A 13,349-nucleotide genomic window follows, 5' to 3' on the forward strand; every position below is an offset into this window, starting at 1 on the left:
ACTACCAGGTGCGTGTGGCGCCCGTGGTCAGTTTCGTACCGCGACTGCGCCAGTGCGGCTCTTTGTCCAAAGTGGTCTTGGTGATCTTGCGGAGGCTCCGAATGGCGGATCCGTACAGTCCGGACGCCGCGGCGGAGATCTTGCCGCCCGGCGGTTCGTCCATGAACGGCATGAACTTGTCCGGGAAGCCCGGCATCGTGCACCCGATGCAGATACCGCCCACATTCGGGCACCCACCGACACCGTTGATCCAGCCCCGCTTCGGGACGTTGCACTTGACGACCGGACCCCAGCACCCCAGCTTCACGATGCACTTGGGCGAGCCGTACTCGGTGGCGAAATCACCCTGTTCGTAGTAGCCGGCGCGGTCGCAGCCCTCATGCACCGTGGCCCCGAACAGCCACTGCGGACGCAGAGCGTCGTCGAGCGGAATCATGGGCGCCTGCTCGGTGGCCATGTAGAGGAGATACGTCAGCGTCTCCGACAGGTTGTCCGGTTGGATCGGGCAGCCGGGAACGCAGACGATCGGGATGCCCGCCTTCGACTTCCAATCCCAGCCGAGATAGTCGGGAACGCCCATCGCACCGGTCGGGTTACCCGCCATCGCGTGGATACCGCCATACGTGGCGCACGTGCCCGCCGCGACGATCGCCGTCGCCTTCGGAGCCAGACGATCGAGCCATTCACTCGTCGTCACCGGCTGGCCCGTCTCGGGATTGTTGCCGAACCCGCACCAGTAACCCTCGTCGTGAAGTTGCTCGTTCGGGATGGAACCCTCCACCACCAGGACGAAGGGTTCGAGCTCGCCGCGATCCGCCTTCCAGAACCACTCCAGGAAGTCGTCGGCGCCGCCCTCGGGGCCGTTCTCGAAGTCGATCAGCGGCCAGTGAACGGCCACTTTGGGTAGGCCCGGCAGGGCTCCCAGAGCAATCTCCTCGACACTGGGCTGCGTCGCAGCCGTCAAGGCCACCGAATCGCCGTCGCAACTGAGTCCCGCATTGATCCACAGCACGTGAATCAGGGTGTCCTCGGCGTTGATTGCTTCCTGTGTCGGCATATCAGGTCGCTTTCCGGAGTGAACACAACTCCTGTCGCCACCGGAGTCGACCGTCGGCCCACCTGTGTGGCGCTGATATTTATTTAGCTCCGCCGTCGAGCGGATGTCAACGGTCCTCGGCGCGTCGCACCGCGCAGTTCGACCCCGTCGTGTATGGGCGTCATTGCTTCGCAATCCAGTCGTACCACTGCGCAATGCCCTGACCCGTCGTCGCCGACAGCGTGATCATCTGCAGGTCGGGGTTCACCGACCGTGCGTACTTCGTGCAGAGATCGACGTCGAAGTCCACGTACGGCAACAGGTCCGCCTTGTTCACGATCACCAGGTTCGCCGCCGCGAACATGTGCGGATACTTGAGCGGCTTGTCCGTCCCCTCGGTCACCGAGATCACCACCACCCTGCTCTTCTCACCGAGATCGAACAGTGCCGGACAGACCAGGTTCCCCACGTTCTCGATGAACAGCAGCGAGTTGGGCTCGGGGTCGAGGGCGGTCAGCGCGTCCCGCATCATCTCGGCGTCGAGGTGACACCCGGCTCCCGTGTTCACCTGCACCACAGCACATCCCGTCGCCTTGATGCGGTTGGCGTCGAGCATCGTCTCCTGGTCACCCTCCACCACCGACACGCGTCGCTGCCCACCGATGTCGGCGATGGTGCGTTCGAGGAGTGTCGTCTTCCCCGACCCCGGCGAACTCATTACGTTCAGGGCGAGCACCCCGCGCCCCGCCAGCCAGCCCCGGTTGCGCTCCGCGGTGAGGTCGTTTTTCGCCAACACCTTCTGCTCGAGGGTCACCGTCTCGGTCGCAGGCTCGTGCGGGTGTTCGTGGGTGTGCTCGTGGTCGTGGTCGTGCGGATGCTCGTGGTCGTGCGGATGCTCGTGGTCGTGGTCGTGGGGGTGCTCGTGGTCGTGGGGGTGCTCGTGGGGCACCGTGATCCTGGTTCCGGTCTCGTCTCCGCATCCACAGGTGGCACACATTTTGCGTCAGCTCACTTCCATCGAGAGGATTCGTAGTTCCCGACCCGACGTGACCTCCACGTCCGCACTTCCGCACGGGCACAGCAACACCAGGTCCGTGAGCGCGAAGTCCGCGCCGCACTCACGGCAGTGCGCACCGCCCGGGGTGTGGTCGATGTCGAGACGGGCACCGTGCGCGACGGTCCCTTCGGTGACCAGTTCGAAACAGAACTGCATCGAATCGGCGACCACGGCCGTCAACGCCCCCACCTGCACGCGCACACTGTGGACCGTCCGTCCCGCGGCGGTCTCGCAGACGGCGTCGACGACGCTCTGGGTGATTGCCAACTCGTGCATCACGGCCCCGTTCAGGACTCGTCACCTGTGGATTCGAGCGTAGCGCTTCGCGCCCGTGAGTACTTATTAACCGCGGGCGGTTAATAAGTACTCACAGCAGACGTAGTCTGAGGATCCGCCATCCACATCAGGGAGGGCGCATGGACGCCTGGAGCATCCGAGACTTCGAACCGGAGGATCTCGAGTCCGTCGTGCGCATGGACAGCAGTTCCACCACCACGGACCAACCGCCCCTGTTCGCGCTGTCGGACGTGGTCGGAAGTCTGCTGAACCGTCACCCGGCGGTCGTCGCGACGAAGGACGGTCTCATCATCGGGACGGCGGTCGCTCGCGTCGATGAGGACCGCGCCTGGGTCATGCGCCTCTCCCTCGATCCCGAATGGCGTGCCCAAGGGCTCGGCAGCGCCCTGCTGTCGCAGCTCGAGCACCAGCTCCTCGCCAGAGGAGTGCGGCGGGTGAGCGCGCTCCTCCCCGAAGGTGAGACCGGTGCCACCGCGCTGAGCAATTCCGGATTCACCGCCCGCAGCGGAGTCACGTACTACGAGAAGCTCGGGACGGTGTCGCCCCGTACGGCCGGGGTCCTGGCGACGCTCGGCGGCGCGGTACCGCCCGCCGGACTGTGGAAACAGGTCGCCGGCATGTCCCGGGAGAAGTCGCTGATCGAACGCAAGATCGTGCTCCCCCTGTCGCGGCCCGCGCTGGCCGCCGACCACGGCGTGGCACCGCCGCGCGCCGTGGTCCTGTTCGGACCGCCGGGAACCGGGAAGACGACGTTCGCGCGTGCCATCGCCAGCCGGCTCGGCTGGCCGTTCGTCGAACTGTTCCCGTCGCGGCTCGCGGCCGGCGAGAACGGTCTCGCTGCCGGTCTCGGAGAGGCGTTCACGTCGATGGGCGAACTCGAGCACGTCGTCGTCTTCATCGACGAGGTGGAGGAGGTGGCGGCGCGGCGCAGGCCCGGATCGCAGTCCATCGGGGTGGTGAACGAACTGCTGAAATCGATCGTCCACTTCCGTGAACGCGGCGGACGGTTGCTGGTGTGCGCCACCAATTCCGTTCGCGCACTGGATGATGCGTTCCTACGTCACGGACGTTTCGACTATGTGCTGCCGATCGGCGCGCCGGACGCGGAGGCCCGGCACGCCCTGTGGGAGCGGTACCTCGGCAACGAGCAGGTCGACGTGTCCGCCCTCGTCGCCGCGACCGAGGGCTACACGCCCGCCGACGTCGCGCACGCGGCACGGACCGTTGCGCAGGCGACGTTCGAGTGCAGCGTCGACTCGGGGGGACGCTGCCATGCCGGTACCCAGGACTACCTGGACGTGATCGGCACGGTGCGTCCCACCCTCACCGCCGAGATGATGCAGGCGTTCACGGAGGACATCGCCGGTCACGCCCGCACCTGACCTGTGAGTACTTGTCAACCGCCCGCGGTTAACAAGTACTCACAGGCGTTCGATGATGGTGGCGTTGGCTGTGCCGCCGCCTTCGCAGATGGTCTGCAGACCGTAGCGGCCGCCGGTGCGTTCGAGTTCGTTGAGGAGGGTGGCCATCAGCTTCGTGCCGGTCGCGCCGAGGGGGTGTCCGAGGGCGATCGCGCCGCCGTTGACGTTGACCTTCGCCGGGTCGGCGCCGATCTCCTTGATCCATGCGAGGACGACCGGCGCGAAGGCCTCGTTGATCTCGATCACGTCGATGTCGTCGATGCTCAGGCCCGTCTTCTCCAGCGCGTAACGCGTGGCGGGGATCGGGGCGCTGAGCATGAAGATCGGGTCGGCGCCGCGGGCGCTGAGGTGGTGGATGCGGGCACGGGGAGTCAGGCCGTACCTCTCGACCGCTTCCGGTGAGGCCAGCAGCACCGCGCTCGCACCGTCGGAGATCTGGCTCGCGACCGCGGCCGTGAGACGTCCCCCTTCGGTGAGGGTCTTCAGCGCCGCCATCTTCTCGAGGCTGGTCTCGCGGGGACCCTCGTCCGTCGTCACGTCACCGAACGGAACGATCTCGCGGTCGAAGCGCCCCTCGGCGATGGCCGTCCGCGCCCGTTCGTGGCTCTGCAACGCCCAGCGCTCGAGTTCCTCGCGGCTGATGTCCCACTTGTCCGCGATCAGTTCGGCGCCGTTGAACTGCGACACCTCCTGGTCGCCGTAGCGTTCCGTCCAGCCCGTCGATCCGCCGAACGGGGTGTCGAATCCGTACTGCTGACCGACCACCATCGCCGAGGCGATCGGGATCTGGCTCATGTTCTGCACACCGCCGGCGACGATCAGGTCGGCGGTGCCGCTCAGGATCGCCTGCGCACCGAAGTGCACGGCCTGCTGACTCGACCCGCACTGCCGGTCCACCGTGACCCCCGGGACCTCCTCCGGGTAGCCGGCGGCCAGCCATGCGGTGCGGGCGATGTTGCCCGCCTGCCCGCCGATCGCGTCGACGCAACCGAAGACGACGTCGTCGACACCCGCCGGGTCGATGCCCGTGCGCTCGACGAGGGCCTTGATGACGTGCGCGCCCAGGTCGGCGGGGTGCACGCCGGACAGGCCACCGTTCTTCTTGCCGATCGGTGTGCGAACGGCGTCGACGATGTAGGCCTCGGTCATGTGAAACTCCTAGTCAGTTATGGGGACTCGCAAGTCCGTCGAGGACGATCGAGAGGTATTGCTTGGCGACGGTGTCGACCGTGACCGAGCCGCCGGGCCGGTACCAGCGGACGGCGACCCAGGCGGTGTCGCGGAGGAATCGGAAGGCGAGCTCGACGTCGATGTCGGATCGGAAGCTGCCGTCCTTCACACCCGCCTCGAGCACACCCATCCACAGCTCGCGGAATTCGGTGTTCAGTTCGGACAGGTACGTGAAGCGCTCGTTCGCGACGAGGTGCTTCACCTCGTCCTGATAGATCGCGACCGCGGAATGCGACGCGTCGATCGCCTCGTAGGACGTGGTGACCAGCGCTTCGAGGGTGGCGCGGCTGTCGAGGCCGGACGCGACGATCTCGCGGTACTTGCCGAACAGGTCGTCGAGGAAGCCCCGTAGGATCTCGTCGACCATCGACTCCTTCGAGTCGAAGTGGTGGTACAGGCTGCCCGACAGGATGCCCGCGGCGTCGGCGATGTCGCGCACGGTGGTGGCCCGCAGGCCGCGTTCGGCGAACAGGGTGGCCGCGATGTCGAGGAGTTCGGTCCGGCGTCCGGACTTGCCGGACGTGTCGTCGGCGGGGGGTGGCGTCATCGTCACATCCTATCAACCAAGCGCTTGTTAGGGCCTTCGGCCCCGTGCGTGGTTAAGGAGTCCAGACACTCGTTAACCACGCACGGGGCGGCTACGCCCTCTGCGACGAGATCGACACGACCTCGCCGGTGAGGTACGTGGTGTAGTCGCTGGCGAGCATGGCGATGGTGGCGGCGATTTCCCACACCTCGGCGGCGCGGCCGAACGCCTCGCCGGACGCCAGCTTGTCGAGGAGTTCCTCGCTGGTGACCTTCGCGAGGAACGCGTGCCGCGCGATGGACGGCGCGACGGCGTTGATCCGGACGCCGTACTCGGCGGCCTCGATCGCGCTGCAGCGGGTCAGGGCCATGACGCCGGCCTTCGCGGCCGCGTAGTGCGCCTGCGAGTGCTGGGCCCGCCACCCGAGGACCGACGCATTGTTGACCAGTACACCGTTGTGCGGGACCTCCTTGAAGTAGCGCAGCGCGGCGCGGGTGGCGCGGAACGTTCCGTTGAGCGTGATGTCGAGGACGCGGTCCCACTCCTCGTCCGTCATGTCGACGAGCGGTGTCTCGCCGCCGAGTCCGGCGTTGTTGACGAGGACGTCGATCCGGCCGAGTCGTTCGGCGGCGGCGGCGATCAGCGCATTCACCTGCTCCGTGCTGGACACGTCACACGTCAGCGCCTCGACCACCTGGCCCGGGAATTCGGCGGCGAGCTTTTCCTGCGTCTCGCCGAGCCGTCGTTCGTGCCAGTCGGACACCAGCACGTCGGCGCCCTCGAGCAGGGCGCGTCGCGCGGACGCGTAGCCGATGCCGGTGCCCGCCGCGGCGGTGACGACGACCTTCTTGTCTTTCAGCAGGTCGTGTCCCGGAGTCTCGACGGGCGCGGTGGCGAGTGGGGATGTCTGTGTCACGGTCGTGCCTCTCGGGGGAGTCCGAGCACGCGCTCGGAGATGATGTTGCGCTGGATCTCGTTGGATCCGCCGTAGATCGTGTCGGCGCGGGTGAAGAGGAAGAGCCGCTGCCAGTCGCCGAGTTCGAGATGTTCGGGGTCCGTGACGTCGGACGCCGGATCGGCCGGGGCGAGCAGCGACGCCGCGCCCTGCACTTCCATGGCCAGCTGTCCGAGGTCGCGGTGCCAGTTGGCCCAGAGCAGCTTCGCGACGGACGCCTCCGCGCCGGAGGTCCCGGCGTCGACCGCCTCCAGGGTGCGCAGTGCGTGCGCCCGCATCACCCGCAGCCCGACCCACGCACGGGCGATCTTCTCGCGGATGTTCGGGTCCGTCGCCGCACCGTTGGCTTTCGCGAGGTCGACGACGCCCTGCAGTTCGCGGGCGAATCCGATCTGCTGCCCGAGCGTGGACACGCCGCGCTCGAAGGTGAGCAGACCCATCGCGACGCGCCAGCCGTCACCCGGCTCCCCGACCACCAGATCCGCGTCCGTGACGGCGTCGTCGAAGAACACCTCGTTGAACTCGGACGTGCCGGTCAACTGCTGGATGGGCCGGACCGTGACGCCGGGCTGGTCGAGCGGGACGAGCAGGAAGCTCAGGCCCTGGTGCCGCTTGGATCCCGGTTCGGTGCGGCAGAGGACGAACGCCCACTGGGCGACGTGCGCGAGGGACGTCCACACCTTCTGCCCGTTGATCACCCACTTGTCGCCGTCGAGGCGGGCGGTGGTGGATACGTTCGCGAGGTCGGAACCGGCGCCCGGCTCGGAATAGCCCTGCGCCCACAGTTCGGTCACGGTGTTGATGCCGGGAAGGAAGCGACGCTTCTGTTCCTCGGTGCCGAACGCGATGAGCGTCGGGCCGAGCAGTTCCTCGCCGACGTGGCTGACCCGCGCCGGCGCCCCCGACTTCGCGTACTCCTGATGGAACACCACCTGCTGGGCCAGCGTGGCTCCGCGCCCGCCGTGCTCCTTCGGCCAGCCGAGGCAGGTCCATCCCGCCGCGGCGAGATGACGGTCCCACGCGAGCCGTTCCTCGAAGAACTCGTGCTCGCTGCCGGGGCCGCCCTTGCCTTTCAGCCGGGCGAAGTCGCCGGTGAGGTTGTCGTTCAGCCACGTCCTGACGGTCTGCGCAAAGTCGTCGTCGGTGATCAGCCCGTCCGGGCTCTCGCTCTGGTCCACGTCTGTAAGATAACCTACCAAGCACTTGCTAGGTAGGTAGGGAGCCCAGTGACCGAACAACCGACAACCACCCCGTCCGCCCTGAAACGGGCCGCACGCGAATTCGGCGAGCTCACAGCCGTGGCGGACGGCGACGTCCGTCTGACCTTCACACAACTGCACGACCGTGTCCGCGATTTCGCCGCAGCACTCAGCTCACAGGACGTGCGACCCGGCGATCACGTCGCGGTGTGGTCGCCCAACACGTATCACTGGGTGGTCGCGGCGCTCGGCATCCACTACGCCGGTGCGACTCTCGTCCCGATCAACACCCGGTACACGGCCACGGAGGCCCTCGACATTCTCGAGCGCACCAAGACCACCGCACTGGTGGTCGCGGGCAACTTCCTCGGCACCGACCGGTACGCGTCGCTGCGCGACGAGTCGAGCACCTTCGACCTGCCGACCGTCGTCCGGGTTCCGGTCGACGGCGGCGACGCCGAGTTGCCCGGCGTCTTCGACTTCGACGACTTCCTCGCCCTCGCCGACGAGGACACGCGTGCCGAGGCCGACGCCCGCGCGGCCGCCGTCTCCCCCGACGACGTCTCCGACGTCATGTTCACGTCGGGCACGACGGGCCGCAGCAAGGGCGTGATGAGTGCGCACCGGCAGTCGGTGGGCATCGCACAGGCGTGGGGTGAGTGCGCCGAGGTGACCTCCGACGACAACTACCTGATCATCAACCCGTTCTTCCACACCTTCGGATACAAGGCGGGGTTCCTGGTGTGCCTGCTGAACGGGGCGACGGTGGTACCGATGGCGGTGTTCGACGTGCCGAAGGTGATGGCGACCGTGCACGACGAGCAGATCACCGTGCTGCCCGGCGCCCCCACGATCTTCCAGTCGATCCTCGACCACCCCGACCGGCCGAAGTACGACCTGTCCAGCCTGCGGGTCGCGATCACGGGCGCGGCCACGGTGCCGGTCGCCCTGGTGGAACGGATGCAGTCGGAGCTGAGCTTCGACGCCGTCCTCACCGCCTACGGCCAGACGGAGGCGGTGGTGGTCACGATGTGCCGGACCGACGACGACCCGGTGACCGTCTCGACCACGTCGGGTCGCGCCATCCCCGGGATGGAGGTCCGGATCGGCGACCAGGGCGAGATCCTGGTGCGCGGCGAGAACGTGATGCTCGGTTACCTCGACGACCCCGAATCGACTGCCAAGACCATCGATGCGGACGGCTGGCTGCACACCGGCGACGTCGGCACCCTGGACGACCGCGGTTACGTCGACATCACCGACCGCCTCAAGGACATGTACATCTCCGGCGGTTTCAACGTGTATCCCGCTGAGGTGGAGAACGCCCTTGCCCGACTCGACGGCGTCGCGGAGTCTGCCGTCATCGGTGTTCCCGACGAGCGGATGGGCGAGGTCGGGCGGGCCTACGTGGTCGCCAAGCCGGGCGTCACGCTCGCCGAGGACGACGTGGTCGCGTTCTGCAAGGAGCGACTCGCCAACTTCAAGGTGCCCCGATCGGTGCGCTTCGTCGACTCCCTCCCCCGGAACCCCTCCGGGAAGGTCATGAAAAACGTTCTGCGTGAGGAGAAGAAATGACGGTTCCGGACGAGGGTGACGTCGTCACCTACGAGGTGCGTGACGGTGTCGCATTCGTGACGCTCAACCGCCCCGACTACCGCAACGCCCAGAACTCGGTGATGACGTACGCCCTCGACGCCGCGTTCGAGCGGGCCGTCGAGGACGACGACGTGAAGGTGATCGTCCTCGCCGGCAACGGGAAGCACTTCAGCGCCGGGCACGACATCGGGACCCCGGGCCGGGACCATCACGTGCACTACGACAACAAGGCCGTCATGTGGTGGGACCACGTCGACAAGCCGGGTGGCGACCAGCGGTTCGCGCGCGAGATGGAGGTCTATCTCGGGATGTGCCGTCGCTGGCGCGAGATCCCGAAGCCGACCATCGCGATGATCCAGGGCGCCTGCATCGCCGGCGGGCTGATGCTGGCGTGGGTGTGCGACCTCATCGTGGCATCGGACGACGCGTTCTTCTCCGACCCGGTCGTACGTATGGGCATTCCGGGGGTCGAGTACTTCGCGCATCCGTGGATGCTCGGACCGCGGTTCGCGAAGGAAATCCTCTTCACCGGCGACCGGTTCACCGCGCAGCGCGCGTACGAGGTGGGCATGGTCAACCGCGTCGTGCCCCGCGAGGACCTGGAGCAGGAGACGCTCGCGATCGCCGGGCGCATCGCCGCCATGCCCCGGTTCGGGCTCGCGCTCACCAAGAAGGCCGTCAACCAGTGCGAGGACCAGATGGGCATGCGGAACGGCATGGACTCCGTCTTCGGCCTCCACCACTTCGCGCACGCGCACAACGCCGAGATCGACACCGATCCGCTCGGCGGCATGGATGCCAAGTCGATGGCGGCCAGTGCACGCAACTCGAACGAAGGGGCGAAGTAAGTGGATCTCGAGTTCGGCGCCGCCACCGTCGCCTTCCGCGAGGAGGTGCGAACCTTCCTGCGCGACAACGTTCCCGCCGAGCCGCTGCCGTCGATGGACACCGCCGAGGGTTTCGAGGCGCACCGCGAGTGGGAACGCACACTCGCCGACGCCCGGCTGTCGGTGGTGTCGTGGCCGGAGGAGCTGGGTGGACGGGACGCGTCGCTGCTGGAATGGGTGGTGTTCGAGGAGGAGTACTACCGTTCGGGTGCGCCCGGACGCGTCAGCCAGAACGGCATCTTCCTGCTCGCCCCGACGCTGTTCGAGCACGCGAACGCCGAGCAGTTGGCCCGCATCATGCCGCGGATGGCCCGCGCCGACGACATCTGGGCGCAGGCCTGGTCGGAGCCGGAGTCGGGTAGCGACCTCGCGTCGCTCCGTTCCACCGCGCGGCGCGTCGACGGTGGCTGGGTGCTGAACGGGCAGAAGATGTGGAGTTCGCGGGCGAGCTTCGCGGACTGGGGCTTCGGACTGTTCCGGTCCGACCCGGATGCCCAGCGGCACAAGGGCATCACGTATTTCATGTTCGACCTGCGCTCGAAGGGCGTGACCGTGCGCCCGATCGATCAGCTGGACGGCGAACCCGGTTTCGCGGAGATCTTCCTCGAGGACGTCTTCGTCCCGGACGACCCCGCGAACCCCGGCGAGTCCGGGGTGATCGGCGGCGTGAACCAGGGCTGGCGCGTGGCGATGAGCACCGCGTCCAACGAACGCGGACTGTCGCTGCGCAGCCCGGGCCGTTTCCTCGCGACGGTCGATCGGCTGATCGAGTTGTTCCGGAACAGCGGACGCACCGACGACACGGCCCTGCGAAACCAGGTCGCCGACGCCTGGATCGGCGCCCGCGCGTACCAGCTGAACACGTTCGGCACCGTCACCCGACTGGCCGACGGCGGGCAACTGGGCGCCGAATCGTCGATCAACAAGGTGTTCTGGTCGGAGTGGGACATCGCCACGCACGAGACCGCACTCGAATTGCAGGGCGCCTCGGCGGAGCTCGCGGACAACTGGATGGACGGCTATTTGTTCTCCCTGTCCGGGCCGATCTACGCCGGCACCAACGAGATTCAGAAGAACGTGATCGCCGAGCGGCTGCTCGGCCTACCGAAGGCGGATCGATGAGATTCACACTCGACTCCTCCCATCAGGACTTCGCTTCCAGCATCGACGCGTTGCTGTCGAAGGCGGACATGCCGGCGGTGATCCGGTCGTGGAACACCGGCGACACGGGTCCGGGCCTGAAGGTGTGGCAGCGCCTCGCCGAGACCGGCGTCAACGGACTGCTCGTCGCGGACGAGCACGACGGGCTGGGCGCCGACGCCGTCGACCTCGTCGTGGCCGTCGAGCAACTCGGACGCCATGCCGTTCCCGGTCCGGTGGCCGAAACCGTGGCCGTCGCGCCCGCCCTGCTCGCGCAGGTGGCCCCGGACCGGTTGGCGGCGTTGGCTTCCGGTTCACTCGCCACGGTCGCGGCCGCGCCGCACGTGCCGTTCGCCGTCGATGCCGACTCGGCCGACCTCGTCCTGCTCGTCGACGGCGCCACCGTGAGCCTCGGACAGGCCGGGGCGGTGCAGAACTCGGTGGATCAGTCGCGACGGCTGTATCCACTGACCGCCGGGGACGCACTCGGCGACGCCGACTTCGCGCCCGCATGCGATCTCGGCGCCCTGGCCACCGCCGCCCAACTGCAGGGACTCGGGCAGACCCTGCTGGACGTGACCACCGACTATGCCAAGCAGCGCAAGCAGTTCGGCAAGGTGATCGGACAGTTCCAGGCCATCAAACATCACCTGGCCGAGGTCGCGGTCGGGCTGGAGATGTCGCGGCCGCTGCTGCACGGTGCAGCACTGTCCGTGCGGGACGGGTCCGTCGACAGTTCCCGGGACGTCTCCGCGGCGAAGGTCGCGTGCGGGGATGCCGCGTACCGGGCGGCGCGGGTGGCGCTGCAGGTGCACGGCGCCATCGGCTACACCCAGGAGCACGACCTGTCGCTGTGGCTCACCAAGGTCCGGGCGCTGGTCACCGCCTGGGGCACGCCCGCGTACCACCGCGGCCGCGTCGTCGACTCGCTCGTGGAGGCGTCATGAGTTTCGACAACGAGGAGCGGGCCGCGCTCCGGTCGTCGGTCCGGGATCTGCTGGGTAAGCATTCCGACTCGGCCGCCGTCCGCCGTGCGATCACCACCGAGCACGGCTACGACGACACCCTGTGGTCGAAGCTGTGCGAGCAGATCGGCGTCGCCGCGCTGGCCGTGCCGGAGAAATACGACGGCGTGGGGGCGTCGCTGCTGGAAGTGCATGTGGTGCAGGAAGAACTGGGCCGCACGCTGGCGCCGTCGCCGATGCTGGGCAGCGCCGTGCTGGCCGCGCAGACGCTGGTGCTGTCGGGGGACGACGACGCGTGCGCCCGACTGCTGCCCGGCATCGCGGCCGGTACTGTCGCCGCGCTGTGCTGGGCAGGTGCGGACGGCTGGTCCGGATTCGGGGTCACCGCATCGGGCGAGACGCTGTCGGGGACGGCGTCGTACGTGTTCGGCGGTGCCGTCGCGGACGTGCTCCTGGTTCTCACGTCCGCCGGATTGTTCGAGGTCGATCCGGCGGCGGACGGCGTCACGCGTCGCCGCGTCCCGGCGATGGACCCGACGCGTCCGCTGTCGGAGGTCGTGTTCGACGGGGTCGCGGCGCGCAGGCTCGTCTCCCCCACCGACCTCGTCGACCAGTTGCGCACGGTCGCACTGGTCGCGTTGTCGGCGGAACAGGTGGGTGCGGCGTCCGCGGCGCTGGAGCAGACGGTCGAGTACGCGAAGTCGCGCAAGCAGTTCGGCCGGGCGATCGGGTCGTTCCAGGCACTCAAGCACCGCATGGCCGACATGTACGCCCTCGTCGAGACGGCCAGGTCCATGTCGTACGCCGCGGCGCTGTCGGGGACGCACGAGGACGCCGTCATCGCGAAGGTGTACTGCTCGGAGGCACTGCAGCACGTCGCGGCCGAGGCCATCCAGCTGCACGGCGGCATCGCGATCACGTGGGAACACGACGCGCAGCTGTACTTCAAACGTGCGCACGGCAGCGCACAGCTGTTCGGGCAGCCGCGGGAGTACCTGCCGCAACTGGCCACCGCCGCCGGACTGTAGGCGGCTCCGCCG

At 67.9% G+C, this 13,349-nt stretch carries 13 protein-coding genes; 6 read left to right on the plus strand and 7 right to left on the minus strand.

Translation table 11 applies throughout. From position 1 onward, the window contains the following. Position 1 precedes the first annotated feature (1 nt). From JVH1_RS13230 to JVH1_RS13240, 3 genes are all read right to left on the minus strand, one after another. Positions 2–1,057 (minus strand): hydrogenase expression protein HypE, encoded by a 1,056-nt coding sequence (locus JVH1_RS13230; RefSeq protein WP_005258614.1) that lies wholly within the window; start codon positions 1,055–1,057, stop codon positions 2–4. Between the two features lie 160 nt (positions 1,058–1,217). Further along, entirely contained in the window at positions 1,218–2,033 is an 816-nt protein-coding gene (hypB, locus tag JVH1_RS13235; protein ID WP_011596967.1) for a hydrogenase nickel incorporation protein HypB, read from the minus strand. A gap of 6 nt (positions 2,034–2,039) precedes the next feature. Next, on the minus strand, positions 2,040–2,369 hold the full coding sequence (locus tag JVH1_RS13240; protein ID WP_007300861.1) for a hydrogenase maturation nickel metallochaperone HypA: 330 nt from the start codon (positions 2,367–2,369) through the stop codon (positions 2,040–2,042). Positions 2,370–2,509: 140 nt separating this feature from the next. On the opposite strand from JVH1_RS13240, the gene JVH1_RS13245 reads away from it, so the two are divergent. Beyond that, entirely contained in the window at positions 2,510–3,772 is a 1,263-nt protein-coding gene (locus JVH1_RS13245) for an ATP-binding protein (RefSeq protein WP_009477675.1), read from the plus strand. Positions 3,773–3,811: 39 nt separating this feature from the next. Here the strand turns inward: JVH1_RS13245 and JVH1_RS13250 are convergent, their stop codons facing one another. The 4 genes from JVH1_RS13250 to JVH1_RS13265 all read right to left on the minus strand — a co-directional run bounded on the left by JVH1_RS13250 (position 3,812) and on the right by JVH1_RS13265 (position 7,700). Then, the gene (locus JVH1_RS13250) at positions 3,812–4,960 is read right to left on the minus strand and encodes an acetyl-CoA C-acetyltransferase (protein WP_009477674.1); all 1,149 of its coding nucleotides are present in this window, start codon (positions 4,958–4,960) and stop codon (positions 3,812–3,814) included. A gap of 13 nt (positions 4,961–4,973) precedes the next feature. Further along, complete coding sequence (locus JVH1_RS13255) at positions 4,974–5,588, minus strand: TetR/AcrR family transcriptional regulator (RefSeq protein WP_009477673.1); 615 nt, start codon at positions 5,586–5,588, stop codon at positions 4,974–4,976. 91 nt (positions 5,589–5,679) lie between these two features. Next, positions 5,680–6,483, minus strand: coding sequence for an SDR family oxidoreductase (locus tag JVH1_RS13260; protein ID WP_009477672.1), 804 nt, complete (start codon positions 6,481–6,483; stop codon positions 5,680–5,682). Beyond that, positions 6,480–7,700: an acyl-CoA dehydrogenase family protein gene (locus JVH1_RS13265; protein ID WP_009477671.1), complete on the minus strand. Its 1,221-nt coding sequence runs from the start codon at positions 7,698–7,700 to the stop codon at positions 6,480–6,482. The genes JVH1_RS13260 and JVH1_RS13265 overlap by 4 nt, the downstream gene beginning before the upstream one ends. Before the next feature lie 48 nt (positions 7,701–7,748). On the opposite strand from JVH1_RS13265, the gene fadD3 reads away from it, so the two are divergent. Genes fadD3 through JVH1_RS13290 form a run of 5 tightly spaced genes read left to right on the plus strand, consistent with a single transcriptional unit; the run spans position 7,749 to position 13,337 of the window. After that, positions 7,749–9,296, plus strand: a complete 1,548-nt coding sequence (gene fadD3, locus JVH1_RS13270) for a 3-[(3aS,4S,7aS)-7a-methyl-1,5-dioxo-octahydro-1H-inden-4-yl]propanoyl:CoA ligase (RefSeq protein WP_009477670.1) — start codon at positions 7,749–7,751, stop codon at positions 9,294–9,296. After that, positions 9,293–10,165: an enoyl-CoA hydratase gene (locus tag JVH1_RS13275; RefSeq protein ID WP_005254492.1), complete on the plus strand. Its 873-nt coding sequence runs from the start codon at positions 9,293–9,295 to the stop codon at positions 10,163–10,165. The genes fadD3 and JVH1_RS13275 overlap by 4 nt, the downstream gene beginning before the upstream one ends. Further along, positions 10,166–11,326, plus strand: a complete 1,161-nt coding sequence (locus JVH1_RS13280; RefSeq protein WP_009477669.1) for an acyl-CoA dehydrogenase family protein — start codon at positions 10,166–10,168, stop codon at positions 11,324–11,326. After that, the gene (locus JVH1_RS13285) at positions 11,323–12,291 is read left to right on the plus strand and encodes an acyl-CoA dehydrogenase family protein (protein ID WP_009477668.1); all 969 of its coding nucleotides are present in this window, start codon (positions 11,323–11,325) and stop codon (positions 12,289–12,291) included. The genes JVH1_RS13280 and JVH1_RS13285 overlap by 4 nt, the downstream gene beginning before the upstream one ends. Then, complete coding sequence (locus JVH1_RS13290) at positions 12,288–13,337, plus strand: acyl-CoA dehydrogenase family protein (protein WP_009477667.1); 1,050 nt, start codon at positions 12,288–12,290, stop codon at positions 13,335–13,337. Before JVH1_RS13285 ends, JVH1_RS13290 begins: the two co-directional genes overlap by 4 nt. Positions 13,338–13,349: the final 12 nt, after the last annotated feature.

The organism is Rhodococcus sp. JVH1, assembly GCF_000280725.2.
GTDB lineage: Bacteria > Actinomycetota > Actinomycetes > Mycobacteriales > Mycobacteriaceae > Rhodococcus_F > Rhodococcus_F jostii_A.